This window comes from Corynebacterium drakensteinense (assembly GCF_041224285.1).
In the GTDB taxonomy this organism is placed as follows: Bacteria; Actinomycetota; Actinomycetes; order Mycobacteriales; family Mycobacteriaceae; genus Corynebacterium.
The window spans coordinates 141,023-159,371 of sequence record NZ_JAXOFP010000001.1; the positions used below are offsets into that span (position 1 = coordinate 141,023).

Sequence of the window (18,349 nt, forward strand, 5' to 3'; positions counted from 1 at the left end):
ATAATCAGCGCCACACCAACCACGATCTAGGTGATGAGCATGCCGATGGTATGCCCGGGGCGGCGAAATTAGCACTAAATAGAGTTTTTTGTTCCAGTAATGGGGCAGTGTAGTCTTGCATTAAAGAAAAATCCAACTACGCGCCCAGAAAGCCAAATACTGTGCAGCTGCATTGACGCAGTGACATCGACTCAGCCACGTTGACTCAGCCACGCTGACGCAGTGAGATTGACGCAGTGACCTGCTAATTCGAGCACACGGAAAGGAGCATGACACGTGCGCGCTGATGCACAAGCCAACCGCGAGGCGATCATCAATGCCTGCCACCGGTTGTTCCAAAAAGACGGCATCGATGTGACATTTCGTGCTATTGCCGAAGCTGCCGGCGTCGGAGTGGCGACAGTCCACCGCAATTTCCCCGACCGCTGGTCGCTGATTTTGGCTGTTGGGCAATACAGCTATGACCGGCACTGCGCGATCATTGCGAAATACGACGAACGCTGGGAAGCCGACCCATGGGAAACCTGGACAGACTTGGTGGTGGAATTAGTCGAGCAGGGCATCGGGCCTTTAAGCGAGCAAATATCGATGTATGCCGAGCGTGAAGAACTCGTCGATCAATTCGCCGAGGTAGTGCGCAACCGCGATATGGCACCTATCGAAAAACTTTTACAGCGCGCTACCCACTATGGCTTTGTCGCAGAAGGGCTGCATCCGCGACGATTCGTCATGACCATCGGCGTACTTTCCCGGCACCTCACCAGCCTGGCTCAGGACATCATGCCGGATCATCAACGGTGGATGACCCATCTCGTGCTCAAAGGCCTGGCACAGTCTGCGAATTCTGAATAATCGCGAACAAACTGCGCGCCGTTTTATCGGTTTCTTGCAGCATGATCGGGTCGGTCCCGGGCATAGGCGAAATCGTGGTATCCGGCATTTGTGCATGCGTCGGGATGCCAATGATGTGCAGACGTGCATCCTCGCTGCCATCCGGGTGCACCGTACGACGATTCTCCATAGTGGTTTCTGGCGATGGTCCCGCAACCCCATCGACGGAAAACGGGCGGATCCGGCCAGAGGCAAACAACGACTGGCTCAACAGATCAGCAGGGAAGCGGATATCAGGCTTTGGCAACCAAGCATCGACCAGAGTGGCAGCGCTTGCCCTTCGCGCGGACACACCGCTACCGCAGGTCAGAGTGAATTCCTCTGCGCCGATTTCTAACTGCGGGTTCGCTCCTAAAAATTCCACCAGTCCGGCGTCGACAAGCGCTAACAGTTGCTGCGAACGAAACAGCGGCGGCCCAGAACCGACCATCTGGCCCAAGGCCATGACTTCGCGCAGCGTTGGCGACTGTGAGTCCGGGACAAACTTGCCTTGTGCTCCTGCAATGCCGACGAATTTGCGGCAGGAAGCAAAAACCCACAGCGCGGCTTTGATCGGAGAATCCGCACCCGCCAACGCAGCAGTGATGTCTTCAGCCATGGATTCAGCAACCTGTGCCGTCGAATTCGGCTGCGGATGGAGATACCGTTGCAGATCACAGACTTGATTGGTGTGCCGGTGCAGTGCGCCCGCCAAACCCTGCGGGTTTAGCAGCACAGAGACCGGGGTGGCATCGATGACGGCGATGATCTCCTCGACGCTCGTGGCGATAGCATCCGGGTGAACCCGAGCCAGCGTGGAATAAAACGCCTGCAGTGCATCGCGGGCAATCGCGGGGAAGAAATCCACCGAAAAATCAATGCGCTGCCAGTTCTCGGCAGCCTGCAATTGCTCCTGCAGCCGTGGCATCGCAGCTTTCGGGGGCAGACCACCATAGTCCGATTTCGGCAAAAATGGATAGCCGCGCCGGGAAGTGACGACAAAATGCGGCTCTGCGCCGCTCGCACGGTAGCGCAAACCGGAACGGGAAGTGGGGTCGACCTCGAAAAATCCGCCGCGATCGATGGTGCACAAAGCCATCACATCGAAAAATCCCATACCCAAACCGCGCACCAAAACCGGGGCGTTTGCTGCGATCTTGTCGAGGGGTTGTTCGACCGGGTTGTCTGGGCTGATCCACGTGAGCCCTGGCGACTGCGCGGCGGCACGCAATTGGTATTGCTCGTCGTTGTCTGCATTGAGCAGCCAACCGGTTGCCAGCACGGTGGCGTGTGCAGTGATGGAGGCGCCGTCGGCAAGCGAAATGACATCATGGTCCGGCTGCGTCTGCAGGGCAATCGCACGTGTATTGTGCTCGACAACCTGCACCGATTCCGGCAACAAATCGATGCTCACCTGATATACCCAGCGCAAATATTCGCCGTACAGTGCTCGTGAAGGATTAGATTCTGCAACGGTTCCGGTGAGTTCTTCGCGGTAGCTAGCAGCCAGGTCAGCACGCGGTGGGTGAGCACGAAACAGGTCCTGTTTGGCAGCATCTGCCTGGTCGAGTTCGTCGCCGCGTAGGAGTCGAATCCATTCGAACAAGGTGGGGCCTTCCACCACCGGGGAGTTGACGCTAGCTCCGGGTTCGGTGAAAAGTGTCACGGCATCGGCCAGGGTATTCATGCATAGCGTGCGGGTTTGGGTGGTATCCCACACACGGCCGGCACCGATTTGAGAATCATCGATGAGGTGGATGGTCACTGGCTGCGGAGAAGTTGCTGCGCGAAGATACGACCCCACACGCTCAATGACTGAGATTCCGCGCGGTCCTGCCCCAACGATGGCGATGTGCATGCGCTGCATTAAAAATCCAATCCGATGTCGAATACGCGCACCGAATGCGTCAGTGCTCCGACCGCAATATAGTCCACCCCAGAGGTGCCGTAAGCGCCAGCGCGCTCCAGGGTTAGCCCGCCGGATGCCTCCAGCGCGGTATCCGGGCTGAGTGCTTGTCGACGCTGCACGGCGGCGTGGACATCCGCAAGCGCAAAGTTGTCCAGCAACACCATATCTGGTTGCAAGGGGAGCACCTCGGTGAGTTGATCGAGGGTATCAACTTCCACTTCGCAGGCAATTGCGGGGTTGTGAGCACGCACCCGGCGCAAAGCTTCGGCCACACTGCCCCCGGCAGCAAGCACGTGGTTGTCTTTGATCATCGCGGCATCGCCCAAGCCCATGCGGTGGTTGACTCCGCCACCGGCGCGCACGGCGTATTTTTGCAGCGCGCGCATGCCAGGCAGGGTCTTGCGGGTATCACGTACCCCGGCCTGCACGCGGCTGCGGGCAGATTCTCTCGTGGCTTCGGTAGCGATCGCAGCTACCCAGCGATGGGTTTCTGTGGCGATAGCACTGGTATGCGAAAGCAGATTGAGCATGGTGCGCTCGGCAGCTAAAACCACGCGAGTATTCGCGTCAATTGTCGCCAGGGTTTGTCCGGCGCTGACCTGCTGGCCGTCGGCACTGTGGAATGTGATCTCACAGTTGTCGTCGGCGATCTCGACATCTAGGCGGCGCAGACGCTGCGCGGTGGCATTGAGCACCGCCTCGAGCAATCCCAGCCCGGCGATGGTGCCGTCCTCACGCGCATTAAGATCGGCGCTGCAGCGAGCAGCGGCGGGCACCGTAGCGATTGAGGTGTGATCGGGGCCGTAAGCGAAATCCTCGTCGAGGGCGGTGGCGATCAGCGCAGAACAATCGGGCAGCTGCAATTGAGTCATTTATTCGGCACCACCGGGGTTGCCGATCGAGATCATTGCTTCGAGCGATTTACGCGCGGCATCCGCAATGTTTTTCGGGACGGTAACCTCATCGGTTTCGGTTTCCAGGCAGCGTTCGAGCGCTTCTGGGGTGATCATTTTCATGAATCTGCACTCGGCGCGATCGTTGACGGCCTGGAAATTAATGTCTGGAGCAGCCTGGTTGAGCTGGTGCAGCATGCCGGTTTCGGTGGCAACCAGCACTGTGTTCTTTTCTTGTTTTTGTGCCTGGGTAATCATCTGCCCGGTGGAGAGCATGTGCACGCGCTCTTCTGGCACCAGACCTTCGTTGGCCAGGTAGAGCGCGGAGTTCGCGCAACCACATTCTGGGTGGATGTACAGATCCGCTGTAGGGTTATCCTGCGTTTGCTGAGTTAATTGCTCGGCGCTGATGCCGGCGTGCACGTGGCATTCACCAGCCCAAATCCGGATGTTCTCGCGGCCGGTCTCACGCTTGACATACGCTCCGAGGAACTGGTCGGGGCAAAATAGGATTTCTTGGTCCGCGGGCAGTGAATTGACCACATCAACCGCGTTTGAAGAGGTGCAGCACACGTCGGTCAGCGCTTTGACCTCAGCGGTGGTGTTGACGTAGCTGACCACCAGCGCGTCAGGGTGCTCGGCCTTCCATTCGCGCAATTGCTCGGCGGTAATCGAATCTGCCAGCGAGCATCCGGCGCGGGCATCGGGGATGAGAACTTTTTTGTCTGGCGAGAGGATCTTCGCGGATTCGGCCATGAAATGCACACCGCAAAAGACGATGATATCGGCGTCGGTTTCGGCAGCTTGGCGTGATAGTGCCAGGGAATCGCCGGTGTGGTGGGCAATATCTTGAATTTCGGGGATCTGGTAGTTGTGGGCCAAAATCACTGCGTTGCGTTGCTCTGCTAGCGCGCGTACCCGCTCGGCCCAGCGAGCGGAATCAGCGTTCGACGTGGTGGTTGAAGTGGTGGTCGCAGCGTCGGCAGTAGAACGCGTGAGATCCGCGTTGGTAAGAGTCACAAAAGCTCCCAAGAATTGGTGATAGTCACAGGAATCGACGGTGTCATTACCGTACTAAAAATCTGCAGTGAACTACCAGCTAAGGCCAAGCTACAGCTGGCGAATGTTAGCAAGCTATAGCTGGCGAATATTAGGCAGCAGACTAGAGCTGCAGTGAGCCTTGGGCCAAACCAACAGCCGCGAAGGCCGCAGCTACCAGCACGAGTACGACAATTGACCACTCAAAACCGTTGAAAAGCTTCTCTCGTCGCGAGATACGCGTTAAGACGTACGGGATGATTCCTGGAACCACAGCGAGGGCACCGAAGAGAATATAAACCGGATCCGCGGCATAAATTAGCCAGATGGAATAGACAAAAGCTACCACCGCCACGGCCAAGTGCCGTCGATTTTCGCGCGGGGAAATTTTTGGCCCGGACAGGTCAAACCGTGTCCCCGCGTGCGGGTGCGTGATGCCTTTGCCGCGTAGAGCCAGCAGCAACAGGTAGAGCGAGGAGAAGATATACGGCAGCAGGTACATCACGGTGGCCAGCTGCACCATGGAGATATACGCGGTTTCGTTCAGGAAGAACACGATGACTGCGAATTGAATCACCGAGGTAGAAATCAGCTGGGCCATCCACGGGGCGCCGGCCTTATTGATTGCGCCCGTGCGCTTCGGCAGCAGGCCGTCGAGAGCCATCATCGTCAACGGTTCGGCACACAACATCTGCCAGGAAACATAGGCACCCAGCACAGAGATGCACAGACCGATCGAGATCAACAATCCGCCGACCGGGCCAATCGCGGCTTCCAGCACCGCGGCCATGGAGTTATCTGGCAGCGCGGCGAGTTCTTCTTTGCTCAACACACCGAAAGACAACGTCGCCACGGAGACCAACAGCACCAACACAGAAACAAAACCCAGCACGGTGGCGCGTCCGACGTCGGTACGCTGCCGGGCTTGTTTCGAATAGACCGACGCGCCTTCTACGCCGATGAAAACCCACACGGTAAACAGCATGATGCCTTGGACTTGTTCAAAAACCGAGCCCTCGCTGGATTCACGGCCCCAAAAATCCAGGGTGAAGGTATCCCAGCTGAAGCCGAAGAACAACAGCAACACAATAAACGCCAGAATCGGCACCAGCTTGGCGACGGTGACCACCGTGTTCATGATCGCGGCCTGCTTTACTCCGCGGCTGAGTAACGCGAAAATCACCCACGTCAGCAAGCTCACCGAGATAAACGACGCCCAGCGGTTCGATTCGTGGAACAGCGGAATGTAGTGGCCGACGGTATTGAAAAACAGCGTCGCATAACCGACCTGCGCGATCACAGAACCTAGCCAATAGCCCCAGCCCGAGGCGAAACCAATAAAATCGCCCAGCCCGGCGCGCACGTAGGAATACACGCCGGAATCTAGATGCGGCTTACGCTGGGCCAGAATTTGGAAGACAAAGGCGACCGAGAGCATTCCCACCCCGGCGATCGCCCAACCGATCAGCATCGCGCCGGGGGCGGCGACCGAGGCGATATTTTGCGGGAGCGAGAAGATCCCAGCACCGACGCAGGAGCCAATGATCAACGCCACCAGCGACCACATGGTCACGGTGTGCTTGGATTTTTCGCCTGCCTGTGGGCCAGCAGAATCTACAGCCGCAGCGTGGGCTGTTGCGCCGGCCGGGGTGCTGGTGCCACCGGCGGCAGGGGAGGAGGCATGAGGCTCGCTGTGCATGTTGGTAAAACTACCGTGGAAAAGCCTGAGTGGGAAAGGCGGGTGGGGATTACAGCTGCTGTTGCTTATAGGATTGTGCCCATGACTGTTCTGCTTCTTGATCCTCGTTGGCCCGAGCAAATCCCGTTAGAAGTCCTCAGCGGCGTGTTTGGGCCAGTGAGTTATACCGAGGAAGTTCCGGTGTCGGTGCGCTGGAATTTTGCTGACATCATTAGCGGAACTGACCCGTCTGGCCAGGGACTTTTGGTGAGCACGAATGAGGCCGACAAGCGCGTACTCGAGCGTCTAGATGCTGGTGAGCGCATCATCAGTGCGCGCTCGAGAGATGATCAGATGCATATCGCCCGGCAGGTGATGCGCCGTGCCCGCGATATCGGTGAGTTTGAATTGTTGCAGACGCATAAAACTCTTCTGCCGTATCTGCGCGAAGAAGTAGCCGAGCTTTCCGAGGTCATCGAAGCGGCCGAAACCACCGCGGGGATTGACGAAGGCAAGTTAGTGCGTGAGCTTGGCGACGTTTTGCTGCAGTTGCTGTTTCATGCGGAGCTGGGACGACGTCGTCAAGCATTTTCGCTGGATGATATCGCAGCGAGTTTTATCGCGAAGATGCGTTCGCGTGCGCCCTATCTTTTCGACGGCACCACCGGGGTGGTAGCGCAAGAAGAACAAGATCGTTTGTGGGCTGCGGGTAAACGCACGGAAAAGGCGGCCCGCGATGCCGCTGCCAGTCGTGACAACGATGCTGGAAACGAAAACGCCGGGAACGAAAACACCGGGTCGGCGTTCTAGATGAGTTATTCATCACGCCGCAGCCCTGCGGGTTGCGTGAAAGTCGGCTGCGCGTCTGTGCTCGGGATCATTCTGATTATCTCTGCGGTGCTGTGGTTGCTCTCGTTTGTCGACGGGCCGTCAGTGACTCGGCAGCTACAACCGGTGCCGGACAATGTACCGCCAGCAGCCGGACGCGAGGTGCCATCGATCGACGTGCACGCAGAAGGCCGCACCGCAGACAAGCTGACGTACTGGTCTGATGGGCTTGCCGACGACACCGGTATCCCAGGCCAAGCGCTGCGTGCGTATGGGAATGCCGAGCTGATTGCCCGTGACTCGTGGCCGGAATGCAACCTGGACTGGACGACGCTCGCGGGCATCGGGTGGGTAGAAACCCGGCATGGCAGCTATGCCGGAAACTGGTTTGATCGCCCCTCGATTGGCGACGATGGCAGGGTAGAACCGCCGATCATCGGCATCCCCCTGGATGGCACGAACAACACCGTGCATATTCCGGATACCGACGGCGGTGAATTCGACAATGACGACGTCTACGACCGTGCGGTCGGCCCGATGCAGTTCATCCCGCAATCGTGGCACCGCTACGGCTCGGACGCGTCCGGGGATGGCTACCCGGATCCGCAAAATATCGACGATGCCGCCCTGGCGTCGGCGAAACTGCTGTGCGATGGTGGCCGAAATTTGCATGATCCGCAAGCCTGGACCGAAGCGATATTGTCGTATAACCATTCCAACGATTACGTGCGCAAGGTCCGCGATGCCGCGAATTCCTACGCCATTGACCAGCCCGCCTCCCGCTAATCCGGGGTGCGTGTTACAGCGCAAGATAAAATCTGGAACAATTAGCAGTGTTGACTGCACCTGACATGGCGCAAGAATGCGCATAATTCTCTGAGGAGGCCCAGCCAGTGGCTGATATCATGCACGTTTTCGCTCGCGAGATCTTGGATTCGCGAGGCAACCCAACGGTGGAAGCCGAAGTCGTTTTGGACGATGGTGCGCACGGCCGCGCCGGGGTCCCATCCGGTGCTTCCACTGGTGAGCACGAAGCCCACGAGCTGCGTGATGGTGGAAAGCGTTATTTGGGCAAAGGCGTGTTGCAAGCCGTCGACAACGTCAATGAGGTCATTGCCGACGAATTGGCGGGCCTGGTGGCTGATGATCAGCGCCTGATCGATGCCGAAATGCTGGCACTTGATGGCACCGAAAACAAATCTAAACTCGGCGCGAACGCGATTCTTGGCGTGTCTATGGCGGTAGCGAAAGCCGCAGCGGATTCTGCTGCGTTGCCGCTGTACCGCTACATCGGCGGACCGAACGCCCACGTACTGCCGGTGCCGATGATGAACATTCTTAACGGCGGTGCACACGCTGATTCCGGTGTGGACGTGCAGGAATTCATGATCGCCCCATTGTCGGCCACCAGCTTCGCTGAGGCTCTGCAGCAAGGCGCTGAGGTCTATCACGCGCTCAAGGCTGTGCTGAAAGAGCGTGGCTTGTCGACGGGATTGGGTGATGAAGGTGGCTTCGCGCCGTCGGTGGAATCCACCCGCGCTGCACTGGATGTCATCGTCGAAGCCATCAAGAAAGCCGGTTATGAGCCGGGTAAAGACATCGCCTTGGCACTTGACGTGGCGTCGTCGGAATTCTATGAGTCTGGTTCCTATAAATTCGAAGGCTCCGAGCTCAGCGGCGAAGAAATGGCGCAGGTTTATGCTGAGCTGATCAACGAGTACCCAATCGTGTCCATCGAAGACCCATTGGATGAAAACGACTGGGACGGCTACGTTAACTTGACTCGCGAAATTGGCGATAAAGTCCAGATCGTCGGCGATGATTTTTTCGTCACCAACCCGCAGCGTCTGCGTGAAGGAATCGAGAAAGGTGCCGCCAACGCCCTGTTGGTCAAGGTGAACCAGATCGGTACTCTGACCGAGACTTTCGATGCTGTCGAACTGGCACACCGCAACGGTTACCGCACGATGATGTCGCACCGTTCCGGTGAAACCGAAGACACCACCATCGCTGATTTGGCAGTGGCATTGTCCTGCGGCCAGATCAAGACCGGTGCACCAGCACGTTCGGAGCGCGTTGCAAAATACAACCGCCTGTTGCGCATCGAAGAAGAACTCGATGCTGCCGCACGCTACGCCGGCCGTGATGCGTTTCCACGTTTTCAGGGCTAAGGGCTAATCTATGGTGCACGAGCAGTGAGTGCGCCATCGGTTGTAGCGCGCACTAGGTTGTAGTTGTAGTGTGCCAGCTGCAGGTTAACTGCGGCAGTGCGGCCACAGGCACAAAAGACGCTGGTTAGACGAGGAGATTATGACAGAGCGTAAAAAATCTACGCTGCGGACACGGACTACCGTGCCCGTATCTTCTCGTACCGCACAACGAAATGCCGACCGCGCACCGCGACCGCGCGCCAGGCTGCACCAGAGGTTCGATCTGATCAGCATTGGCGTGATGGTTTCTGTGGTACTGGTGATTCTCGTGTCGGTGGCCGTACCCTTGCGCAATTACTACGAAGGCCGTGCGGAAATCGCTCGTCTGGAAGATTCCATTGCGGCCAAGCAAGCCGAAAAACAGCAGCTTTCCGAGGAAATCGAGCGCTATCACGACGAAGATTTTGTGCGTGAACAAGCTCGCCGCCGATTTGGTTTGGTTGCACCTGGCGAGACTGCCTACCGGATTCTTGATCCGCGCATAACCAATAATGACTCGGTGACAACTTCGCGCCAAGATTACGAAGAAGCCCGTTCATGGTATGAGGTGCTCTGGGACGCGATAACCGAGCCGCCTGAACCACCTGTACCGGCAACTCCTGCCCAGCCGGCTGAGCCGGTGGAAGAGCCAGCGGGAGAACACCCCGATGGTGAGCCTGCGCCCGAAGTGCCGGATGCACCGGCGGCTCCATAAAGTTAAGACTTAGTTACCCGCAGGCATGGCACGCGTGCCAGAATAGGGCGCATGAGTCTATCTTCTTCTGAGCTTGCTTCTCGAGGGCTTGATTCTCGAGAACTCGAATCACGAGAGCTTGCTTCAACTGAGCCCGATTCAACTGAGCCCGATTCAACTGAGCTTGACATCGTCGAAAAGCAATTGGGGCGCCGCCCACGCGGTGTCGTCGAGATTTCATACCGCACACCAGACGGTCAGCCAGCGGTGATTAAAACCATGCCGAAGCTTCCCGATGGCACCCCGTTTCCGACGCTGTTTTATCTCACTGATCCACGCCTGACCGCGGAGGCTTCTCGGTTGGAAGTCGCGCATGTGATGAAGTGGATGGAATCACGCCTGGCAGAAGATGCAGAGCTTGCCGCCGATTATCGCAATGCACACGAATCTTTTCTGGCAGAACGCAACGAGCTGGCGGACCTCGGCACTGATTTTTCCGGCGGCGGCATGCCCGAGCGCGTGAAATGTCTGCACGTGTTGATCGCTTATGCCCTGGCCAAAGGTCCAGATCATTTCCGGTTGGGCACTGAAGCAGTCGCTATGGCCGCAGAACACGGCAACTTGCGCGGTATTGCTATTCCTGTGGACTGGCCGTCGTGTGAAGCGCTGGGTATTGACCTCGATGAGTTCGATTTCAGTAACGCTTAATAACGAAGCCTAGTAATAGTGCCGAGCAATAGTGCCGAGCACACAACCGAAACCGAGGACGAAGGGGATCCTATGACCCGCATCGCAGCCGTTGACTGTGGTACCAACTCAATCCGATTGCTTATCAGCGATGTCACACGCACCAGCAACAATTCTGCAGGCTTTAGCACCAATGAAGTCACCCGCCGTATGGAAATCGTGCGTTTAGGTCAAAGCGTCGATGCCACCGGGGAATTGGCGCCCGAGGCGATCGAGCGGACACGTGCGGCGTTGAGCAATTACGTCGCCATCATGAAGTTTGAAAACGTCGAAAAGGTGCGCATGGTGGCGACTGCGGCGGTGCGAGATGCGAACAACAGCGAGGAATTCTTCGCGATGACCGCAGAACTGCTAGGCGAAGTCGAAGACGGCGTTCAGGCTGAAGTTATTTCTGGCGTCGAAGAAGCCGAACTATCTTTTTTGGGCGCGGTGCAAGATCTCAGCCCTGACGCCGGCCCATTTTGTGTGATCGATCTTGGCGGTGGATCGACAGAGTTCATCGTTGCGAACAAAGGCGAAGAAATCCTTGGCGCACACTCGGCAGCCATGGGGTGCGTGCGTATTACCGAACGCATGATGCCCAGCGACCCACCGAGTGAAACCGAGGTCGAAATTGCCGATGACTTCGTGGCCGAACGCATGGGCGAAGTAGAAAAACTCGTGCCCATTGAGCAGGCGCGCACCGTCGTCGGCTGTGCCGGAACCTTTACGACGCTGTCTGCCCTGGCACAAGGGCTAGAGCAATACGATCCTGAACAGATCCATGGCTCCGTTTTGCGCTTTGCTGCCCTGCGGGTGCTGTTGCAGCAAGTGATTGCGGCTTCTGCGGCCACGCGGGCACAAAACCCAGTGATTCATGCTGGGCGTGCCGATGTCCTTGGCGGTGGTGCCGTCGCGGTCCGCGGAATCATGGACATGCTCGAACGACGCAGTGGTGCACGAGAATTTGTCATTAGCGAAAAAGATATCCTTGATGGTGTGATCTGGAAGCTCGCGGGGACGCTGCCGGCCTAAAAAGTGAGTGGCGTCTGCATAGCAATTGCGCAGCCGTTGTTGCTGGGATAGTGGTAACTGAGGTGCTGATATGCGTACTCGACGGTATGAAGTGCTAAGATAGTTTTCCGTGCCAGAAGCAATGGATAATTGCTGGTGGCGCGGTTATGCCCCCATAGCCCAATTGGCAGAGGCGGTGGACTTAAAATCCATACAGTGTCGGTTCGAGCCCGACTGGGGGCACAATGACCAGCGGAAACGCTGGATGTAGGGTCTGCAGGCCTAAAGAATGCCACATCCCATATCCCGCAGTTGCCTCGATATTATTCGGGAAGACTGCCTTAAAAATATAAACGGGAAAAAATAAAAGGGTTCGAAATAATTTGCTTACTTGGGAACTATTTTGCCGTGCCCGTCGTTAAACTTGGTGAGAGATGTACAAGAACAACGTACAACCCATGACACGAAAGGCACAGGATTTCTACAGTGCGTAATAGCAATCCAGTAATGAGCAACGTGTCTGCTGGCGCTACTGGCAACGGCAACAATGCCGGTTTCCAACAGCAGATGGATTACAACGCTTACGACAATTATGGCGGCCAGGGTGGCTACGCCCCGATGAGTGAGCAGCAAGCGGCTGACCGTCCGATGACCGTCGACGATGTTGTCACTAAAACTGGTATTACCCTTGGTGTCATCATCGTCTTCGCCGTCATCAACTTTGGCATCGGCATGGTGAACCCACAGCTTGCGATGATGGCTACTCTCGGCGGTGCCATCGCAGGGTTTATCACCGTTTTGGTTGCATCGTTCGGCAAGAAGTGGGGATCACCAGTTGTGACCCTGCTGTACGCCGTATTCGAGGGCTTCTTCGTCGGCGGCATTTCGATGATCTTTTCCGGCATGTACGTCGGTGAAGCAAATGCAGCCAGCCTCATCGGCCAAGCCGTATTGGGCACCGTAGGCGTCTTTTTGGGCATGCTTGTCGTCTACAAAACTGGTGCGGTTAAAGTAACCCCGCGCTTTAACAAGATTCTGACTTCCTGCATCATCGGCGTTGTCGTTTTGATGTTGGGTAACTTCGTTCTGGCTATGATCACCGGAAACAACCCGCTGCGTGACGGTGGCATTCTGGCGATCATCTTCTCACTGGTGTGCATCGGGCTGGCTGCTGCGTCATTCTTGACTGACTTCGATGCCGCAGACCGTATGATCCGCGCTGGTGCACCATCGAAGATGGCGTGGGGCGTTGCATTAGGCCTGGCAGTCACCTTGGTCTGGCTCTACACTGAGATCCTGCGTCTGCTGTCGTATTTCCAGCAGCGCTAAATAACGCAGAAACAACACAGCGCGAAACAGCACAGCACTGAGTAGCTAGGCGTTATAGATTGTTGTTACCCCGCTAGAGCAGCTAAGAAAGCTGCAGTGGGGTAGCAGAAAGTACAGAAAACTCCGGTGCGCGTGTCAACATCGATATGATGCTGATGACAAGCTCACCGGAGTTTTTCGTGCTGGTAAATCGACTAGCTCTAGCGGCCGAAAGCTACGGCGTGATCAATTGATTATCAACCCAGATCTCAGAAAAAACCACACCTTGTGCGGATTCTACTGGCGATCTCAAGGTCACAGTGACGGTGCCTTGTGGTGAGGAGTCTTGTGAATTCTTCGAGCCTGTGGTGCTTTGAGGAACACGCTGTGCGGTTGCTTTCGCGGAATCGGTACCCCAAGATTCCCACTCTAATTTTTCCAGTCGCAGCGTGGGATCACCGCAGTCGAGCACGATAAAGCTGGGCTTGCGCTCAGGAGCGCCTAGGCAATTGATAAAACCGACGCGTTTCGCGCTCTGCGCCCTGTTGGCTCTGGTGCTAGCGGAGGAGGTTTTCACGGCCCCTGAAGAACCCGTCGCAGAATCTCCAGAGGCCGTGGCTAATTCAGCGTCTTCGTCGTCGTCCAGCTCGGAATCCGAGCCACCGATGACGGTTTCCGTGGTTTGTACAGATTGGCCGGTGCTATCGGTCCCGGTGCCGTCAGTTGCGGTGGTGCCAGCAACGCCGGTTTCGGTGGTTTCGGTGCTGTTCGATTCGCTCGTGCGAGGTGCCTCGAACGTAGAGCCGGTTTCGACTTTCTGATCCGATGGGTTCTCGTTGGGCGGGGTGCACGCAGCCAAAGCCAAAGCAGCAGCGGAAACTCCGGTCACGGCGAATTTACGGTAGTTAGTCATAGGAAAATCCTTCTTAGTTTTCTTCGCGTGGGGTGGCATACAGCGCGGAATCATAAGGCGTAGCCGAATCGATGGTCACCTTGATGACATTGCCGTTAGGAGCGGAATACTGGCGGGTTTCGCCTTCTTCTGCACCCAAGATTGCCGCACCCAAAGGAGATTGCTCCGAGTAGGTCTCCAAGTTTTCGTTGTCTGTGGCAGCAGCACGAGTACCGATCAGGAAGGTTTCTTTATTCTCTGGGTCTTCGTTGTAATGCACGTGGACAACCGAACCGACGTTGGCGACGCCTTCTTTCACGCCGGTGCGCTCAGTGGTGGAGTTGGCCAGAATCTCCGAAATGTGCTTGATGCGGGCCTCTTCTTGGTCCTGCATCTCACGCGCAGCGTCGTAGCCGGCGTTTTCTTTCAAGTCGCCTTCTTCACGGCGCTCATTAATTTCGGCGGCAACGACAGGGCGGTGGTCGATCAACGCCTGCAGTTCTTTTTCCAGTTTCGCCTTGGTTTCTGGCGTAATGTATTGCTTCTGGTTTTCAGCCATGGTGGTGTGAAACCTTTCTTCGTTGATCATCGAGGTAAATGCTCGCTGCTTTGCGACGATGCTGCCTAGATCTTAACGCATTTGCTCGCAGGGTTTTGCCGTGGTGGCACAACAGGCTGTGTGAGTCTTAGCTTTCGAGGTCGAGATGCGCTGGAATTGTTCCAGAACAACCGTAGACGCCGCCGGCGACGGCTTTTTCACCTGCACGCACTGGTACATCGACACTGATGCGCTCTGTGCGTTTTTCTCCAGGAGCCATGGGGATTTCTACGCGCCCGACCTCAGCTTTGTCGTAGTTGAACGCTTGCACGATGCAGTATGCCGGAACCGCCGGATCCTCGCGGGTGATGTCCACCCACACTCGCAACGTGTCGTCGTCGGGATACTCTTGGCTTAGCAGCGTGATTTCTGCGGCTGGGGAGTCTGCGTTGAACAGGCGGAATAGCCCCCACGAGCCAAGAGCGAGCATTGCGATCAATGCAGCAACCAAGATTTTTCCGGTGAGGTTGCTGGCGGGCTTTTTCGGCCTGCTGGAGCCATAACGTGCGCGCGTGGGAGTGCTCATTCTTCGCATCTTAAGGCAGGCGTATCAGCCAGTACAATTAGGTAATATAATCAGTTCGACTAATAACTCGTCTAATAATTCGCCTGTGAATTCAATCGTGAATTCAAACGCGAGTTTAGCGGCGAACTAGACCACGAACTCGAACCCGAGAAAGGACCGATGTGAATTACCGGTTGCTGTCTATCCATGCCCACCCGGATGATGAGGCATCAAAAGGCGCAGCTACCACCGCGATGTATGCGCACAACGGTCACGATGTCATGATCGTCACCTGTACTGGTGGTGAACGCGGCGACATTATTAACCCGGCTATGGATAAACCGGGAATCAAAGAAAACATGCAGGCTGTGCGCCATGAAGAAATGGCGGAGTCCGTGCGCGCTCTCGGCGTCCAGCACCGGTGGATGGGCTATATCGATTCCGGTCTGCCGCAAGGCGACCCGCTACCGCCGCTGCCTGAAGGCTGCTTCGCCCGGGAAGATTCCATGAAGGTGGCACGCGAGTTGGTAGAAATCATTCGGGAGTTTCGCCCGCACGTGATCATGACGTACGACGAAAACGGCGGCTACCCGCACCCGGATCATTTGAAAGTGCATGAAATCAGCATGATCGCCTGGGAGCGGGCGGGCGATTCTGAGTTCATGCCCGAGATCCCGGCCTGGGAGCCGTTGAAGCTGTATTACAGCCATGGTTTTGTCTACCGACGCATGGAGCTGTTCCACAACCGCCTGTTGGAGAAAGGAAAGCCGTCACCGTATGGCCCGATGATGCAGCGCTGGGAGCCGCACTTGGCGGATATCATGTCGCGCATTACCACGACGGTTGAATGTAGCGATTATTTTTCCCACCGAGAGGCTGCCCTGCGTGCACATGCCACGCAGATTGACCCGGCCGGAGCATTCATGGCGACGGATGTTGCCACGCAACAGGAATTGTGGCCGACCGAAGAATACGAACTTGCTCGCAGCCGGGTAGAAACGAAACTTCCGGAAACTGATTTGTTTGCCGGACTGGAGGGAGCCAACTGATGCAAGCGACATATCTGTCGACCGCGCTGCAAGAATCGTTAACGCATACCGCTGCCCGAGCTAGCCAGGGAGCAGGCGAGGCGCTGGTGTGGGCGCAAAATCAGGTTAATGACGGCCCGATGGGACCAGAATTTGGTAAAGCTTCGCCGATTGGTTTGTTGGTGATTGTTGCGCTGGTGGTGGCGATTATGGTTTTAGGCTGGTCGTTTCACCGTCGTCAATCGAAGTTTCGACGTCGTCGTGCTTTTGCTGAAGACCATGGTCTCGACCCTTTTGATCAGCAAGCTGTAGATGCAGCTATGCGCGAAGCTGGCGTGCACGACAGGCGGTAGCGATGAAGTTTCGCGAGTTGGTATACCCATTTTACGAGGCGCGTATCCGGCGCAGCCTGCGTGGGCGCCCGCAGCCACAGCATGTCGCGATCATGGCCGATGGAAACCGTCGGTGGGCACGCGAGGCTGGGTTTACTGATATCAGCCAAGGCCACCGCCGCGGAGCGAATAAGATCGCGGAATTGGTGTCGTGGTGCGCGGAGACTGAAGTCAAGGTCGTAACCTGCTACTTGCTGTCAACGGAGAATTTGCGCCGCGCACCGGAAGAGCTTGAGCTGCTGTTTGACATCATCACTGATGTCGTCGTCCAGCTTTCCCAGGGTGATATGGATTGCCAGGTGCGCTTGGTCGGCCACCTCGATCTGTTGCCGGTGGAGGTTGCCCGGCGCATGGAGGAAGCCGCTGCGACCACGAGATCCAATAGCGGTGTCATCGTCAACGTTGCGGTTGGCTATGGGGGGCGGCAAGAAATCGTGGATGCGGTGCAAAAACTCATCCGCGCAGAAGCTGCAAAGGGGCTGAGCGCAGCCGAGATCGCCGAGGCGGTCACTGCAGATTCAATTTCGCATCATTTGTATACCAAGGGCTTGCCAGACCCAGATTTGGTGATTCGTACCTCTGGCGAGCAGCGGCTATCCGGGTTTTTGCTGTGGCAGGCTGCGTATTCGGAAATTTGGTTTACCGATACGTATTGGCCGGCTTTCCGCAAGATTGACTTCTTCCGGGCGCTGCGGGAGTTTTCGCAGCGTTCCCGGCGTTTTGGGAAGTAGCCGGCAGCCCCCGGGGCAATTGGTGTGCCCGGAAGCATGCTGGGTGATTCGTAGTGGGTTGGGTGCTTAGTAGCGGGGTCAGGTGCGAGTGAGCCGCGATAGTTTAGGCTCTAAAGCTTGCGCAGCCGGATCTTTTCGACGAGATGGTCGTGGTTTTTCCGCAGCACTAGAGAGGCGCGCACCCGCGTGGGCAAGATATTTTCCACGAGGTTGGGCAAGTTGATGGACTGCCAGATTTCGCGAGCTTCGGCGCGTGCCGTGGTTTCTTCGAGGTCGGCGAAATGCGCGAAGTGTGCGCCAGGCTCGCGGAAGGCGGTGCGACGTAGTTTCAAAAAGCGTTCGATATACCAGTTTTCGATATCGTCGACATGCGCATCGACGTAGACCGAAAAATCCACGAGATCTGACACCATGAGCGTCCGGCCCGTTTGTAAGACGTTGAGACCTTCGATAATCAAGATATCGGGCTGCCGAATGCGCTGCACTTCACCGGGCAAAATATCGTATGCGGTGTGGGAATACACTGGCGCGTGCGCTTCGGGTGCGCCCGATTTTACCTCGGTGACAAAACGCAGCAACGCGCGTTGATCGTAGGATTCCGGAAACCCTTTGCGCTTCATCAGCCCACGCTTTTTCAGTTCTGCGGTGGGCAACAAGAACCCGTCGGTCGGCACCAGGTCGACCCGTTGGTGTTTATCCCATTTCTGCAACAGCACCTGGAGTAGACGGGCAGTGGTGGACTTGCCGACGGCTACCGAACCCGCCACCGCGATGATGAAAGGGACTTTCTGCGGTGGGTGCCCCAAGAATTGCTGCGTGGCATCGTTGACCCTCCGGTGGGCTTCGATCTGAAAATGCAGCAAACGAGCCAGCGGGAGGTAGATTTCTGCTACCTCGTCGAGGTCAATGTTTTCCCCGATGCCGGCGAGTTCGGTGACCTCTGCCTCCGTGAGCAATTGTGGCACTGATTTACGCAGGTTACGCCAATGTTCACGGGAAAAATCCAGGTAGGGGCTGGTAGTCATAGTAGGTATTGTCTCATTAGTGCTGGGTGTT

19 protein-coding genes and 1 tRNA gene are annotated in these 18,349 nt (G+C 56.7%); 12 read left to right on the forward strand and 8 right to left on the reverse strand.

What is annotated here, in order from left to right; all coding sequences use genetic code 11:
- Positions 1-276: 276 nt before the first annotated feature.
- Positions 277-852: a TetR/AcrR family transcriptional regulator gene (locus tag U1140_RS00645; RefSeq protein WP_369845504.1), complete on the forward strand. Its 576-nt coding sequence runs from the start codon at positions 277-279 to the stop codon at positions 850-852.
- Here the strand turns inward: U1140_RS00645 and U1140_RS00650 are convergent.
- From U1140_RS00650 to U1140_RS00665, 4 genes are all read right to left on the reverse strand, one after another.
- Complete coding sequence (locus U1140_RS00650) at positions 818-2,737, reverse strand: FAD/NAD(P)-binding protein (RefSeq protein WP_369845505.1); 1,920 nt, start codon at positions 2,735-2,737, stop codon at positions 818-820. The genes U1140_RS00645 and U1140_RS00650 overlap by 35 nt on opposite strands.
- Positions 2,737-3,651 carry a carboxylating nicotinate-nucleotide diphosphorylase gene (gene nadC, locus U1140_RS00655; RefSeq protein WP_369845506.1) on the reverse strand — a complete coding sequence of 305 codons (915 nt, stop codon included), beginning with the start codon at positions 3,649-3,651 and terminating at the stop codon, positions 2,737-2,739. Before nadC ends, U1140_RS00650 begins: the two co-directional genes overlap by 1 nt.
- A complete protein-coding gene (nadA, locus tag U1140_RS00660) occupies positions 3,652-4,692 on the reverse strand; it encodes a quinolinate synthase NadA (protein WP_369845507.1) in 1,041 nt (346 codons plus the stop codon).
- Between the two features lie 142 nt (positions 4,693-4,834).
- The gene (locus U1140_RS00665; RefSeq protein WP_369845508.1) at positions 4,835-6,409 is read right to left on the reverse strand and encodes an amino acid permease; all 1,575 of its coding nucleotides are present in this window, start codon (positions 6,407-6,409) and stop codon (positions 4,835-4,837) included.
- Positions 6,410-6,490: 81 nt separating this feature from the next.
- Between U1140_RS00665 and U1140_RS00670 the strand changes: the two genes are divergently transcribed.
- The 8 genes from U1140_RS00670 (at position 6,491) to U1140_RS00705 (ending at position 13,168) form a co-directional block, all read left to right on the forward strand.
- A complete protein-coding gene (locus tag U1140_RS00670) occupies positions 6,491-7,198 on the forward strand; it encodes a MazG nucleotide pyrophosphohydrolase domain-containing protein (RefSeq protein ID WP_369845509.1) in 708 nt (235 codons plus the stop codon).
- Positions 7,199-8,002, forward strand: coding sequence for a lytic transglycosylase domain-containing protein (locus U1140_RS00675; protein ID WP_369845510.1), 804 nt, complete (start codon positions 7,199-7,201; stop codon positions 8,000-8,002).
- 107 nt (positions 8,003-8,109) lie between these two features.
- Positions 8,110-9,387, forward strand: coding sequence for a phosphopyruvate hydratase (gene eno, locus U1140_RS00680; protein ID WP_369845511.1), 1,278 nt, complete (start codon positions 8,110-8,112; stop codon positions 9,385-9,387).
- Between the two features lie 139 nt (positions 9,388-9,526).
- Positions 9,527-10,120: a septum formation initiator family protein gene (locus U1140_RS00685; protein ID WP_369845512.1), complete on the forward strand. Its 594-nt coding sequence runs from the start codon at positions 9,527-9,529 to the stop codon at positions 10,118-10,120.
- Positions 10,121-10,171: 51 nt separating this feature from the next.
- Entirely contained in the window at positions 10,172-10,807 is a 636-nt protein-coding gene (locus U1140_RS00690) for a DUF501 domain-containing protein (protein ID WP_369845513.1), read from the forward strand.
- Between the two features lie 72 nt (positions 10,808-10,879).
- Positions 10,880-11,860, forward strand: a complete 981-nt coding sequence (locus U1140_RS00695; protein ID WP_369845514.1) for a Ppx/GppA phosphatase family protein — start codon at positions 10,880-10,882, stop codon at positions 11,858-11,860.
- Between the two features lie 148 nt (positions 11,861-12,008).
- Positions 12,009-12,082 (forward strand) — tRNA-Leu (locus tag U1140_RS00700).
- A gap of 243 nt (positions 12,083-12,325) precedes the next feature.
- On the forward strand, positions 12,326-13,168 hold the full coding sequence (locus U1140_RS00705) for a Bax inhibitor-1/YccA family protein (protein WP_369845515.1): 843 nt from the start codon (positions 12,326-12,328) through the stop codon (positions 13,166-13,168).
- A 214-nt stretch (positions 13,169-13,382) separates the two neighbouring features.
- Here the strand turns inward: U1140_RS00705 and U1140_RS00710 are convergent, their stop codons facing one another.
- The 3 genes from U1140_RS00710 to U1140_RS00720 all read right to left on the reverse strand — a co-directional run bounded on the left by U1140_RS00710 (position 13,383) and on the right by U1140_RS00720 (position 15,163).
- The gene (locus tag U1140_RS00710) at positions 13,383-14,060 is read right to left on the reverse strand and encodes a hypothetical protein (RefSeq protein ID WP_369845516.1); all 678 of its coding nucleotides are present in this window, start codon (positions 14,058-14,060) and stop codon (positions 13,383-13,385) included.
- 13 nt (positions 14,061-14,073) lie between these two features.
- Positions 14,074-14,598, reverse strand: a complete 525-nt coding sequence (greA, locus tag U1140_RS00715) for a transcription elongation factor GreA (RefSeq protein ID WP_369845517.1) — start codon at positions 14,596-14,598, stop codon at positions 14,074-14,076.
- A gap of 127 nt (positions 14,599-14,725) precedes the next feature.
- Positions 14,726-15,163 (reverse strand): DUF4307 domain-containing protein, encoded by a 438-nt coding sequence (locus U1140_RS00720; protein WP_369845518.1) that lies wholly within the window; start codon positions 15,161-15,163, stop codon positions 14,726-14,728.
- A gap of 161 nt (positions 15,164-15,324) precedes the next feature.
- Between U1140_RS00720 and mca the strand changes: the two genes are divergently transcribed.
- Genes mca through U1140_RS00735 form a run of 3 tightly spaced genes read left to right on the forward strand, consistent with a single transcriptional unit; the run spans position 15,325 to position 17,293 of the window.
- Positions 15,325-16,191, forward strand: a complete 867-nt coding sequence (mca, locus tag U1140_RS00725) for a mycothiol conjugate amidase Mca (protein WP_369845519.1) — start codon at positions 15,325-15,327, stop codon at positions 16,189-16,191.
- Positions 16,191-16,523, forward strand: a complete 333-nt coding sequence (locus tag U1140_RS00730) for a hypothetical protein (RefSeq protein ID WP_369845520.1) — start codon at positions 16,191-16,193, stop codon at positions 16,521-16,523. Before mca ends, U1140_RS00730 begins: the two co-directional genes overlap by 1 nt.
- Before the next feature lie 2 nt (positions 16,524-16,525).
- Positions 16,526-17,293 carry an isoprenyl transferase gene (locus U1140_RS00735; protein WP_369845521.1) on the forward strand — a complete coding sequence of 256 codons (768 nt, stop codon included), beginning with the start codon at positions 16,526-16,528 and terminating at the stop codon, positions 17,291-17,293.
- Positions 17,294-17,403: 110 nt separating this feature from the next.
- Here U1140_RS00735 and coaA read toward each other — a convergent pair whose 3' ends face one another.
- Positions 17,404-18,318, reverse strand: a complete 915-nt coding sequence (gene coaA / locus U1140_RS00740; RefSeq protein ID WP_369845522.1) for a type I pantothenate kinase — start codon at positions 18,316-18,318, stop codon at positions 17,404-17,406.
- Between the last annotated feature and the right edge of the window lie 31 nt (positions 18,319-18,349).

What these genes read in the sequence shown, in the direction of transcription:
- greA (WP_369845517.1), bottom strand. Translation starts at nt 14,598, where the DNA reads ATGGCTGAAAACCAGAAGCAATACATTACGCCAGAAACCAAGGCGAAA.
- nadC (WP_369845506.1), bottom strand. Translation starts at nt 3,651, where the DNA reads ATGACTCAATTGCAGCTGCCCGATTGTTCTGCGCTGATCGCCACCGCC.
- U1140_RS00730 (WP_369845520.1), top strand. Translation starts at nt 16,191, where the DNA reads ATGCAAGCGACATATCTGTCGACCGCGCTGCAAGAATCGTTAACGCAT.
- U1140_RS00685 (WP_369845512.1), top strand. Translation starts at nt 9,527, where the DNA reads ATGACAGAGCGTAAAAAATCTACGCTGCGGACACGGACTACCGTGCCC.
- U1140_RS00690 (WP_369845513.1), top strand. Translation starts at nt 10,172, where the DNA reads ATGAGTCTATCTTCTTCTGAGCTTGCTTCTCGAGGGCTTGATTCTCGA.
- coaA (WP_369845522.1), bottom strand. Translation starts at nt 18,318, where the DNA reads ATGACTACCAGCCCCTACCTGGATTTTTCCCGTGAACATTGGCGTAAC.
- U1140_RS00695 (WP_369845514.1), top strand. Translation starts at nt 10,880, where the DNA reads ATGACCCGCATCGCAGCCGTTGACTGTGGTACCAACTCAATCCGATTG.
- U1140_RS00735 (WP_369845521.1), top strand. Translation starts at nt 16,526, where the DNA reads ATGAAGTTTCGCGAGTTGGTATACCCATTTTACGAGGCGCGTATCCGG.
- U1140_RS00650 (WP_369845505.1), bottom strand. Translation starts at nt 2,737, where the DNA reads ATGCAGCGCATGCACATCGCCATCGTTGGGGCAGGACCGCGCGGAATC.
- U1140_RS00670 (WP_369845509.1), top strand. Translation starts at nt 6,491, where the DNA reads ATGACTGTTCTGCTTCTTGATCCTCGTTGGCCCGAGCAAATCCCGTTA.
- U1140_RS00720 (WP_369845518.1), bottom strand. Translation starts at nt 15,163, where the DNA reads ATGAGCACTCCCACGCGCGCACGTTATGGCTCCAGCAGGCCGAAAAAG.
- U1140_RS00665 (WP_369845508.1), bottom strand. Translation starts at nt 6,409, where the DNA reads ATGCACAGCGAGCCTCATGCCTCCTCCCCTGCCGCCGGTGGCACCAGC.
- U1140_RS00675 (WP_369845510.1), top strand. Translation starts at nt 7,199, where the DNA reads ATGAGTTATTCATCACGCCGCAGCCCTGCGGGTTGCGTGAAAGTCGGC.
- U1140_RS00710 (WP_369845516.1), bottom strand. Translation starts at nt 14,060, where the DNA reads ATGACTAACTACCGTAAATTCGCCGTGACCGGAGTTTCCGCTGCTGCT.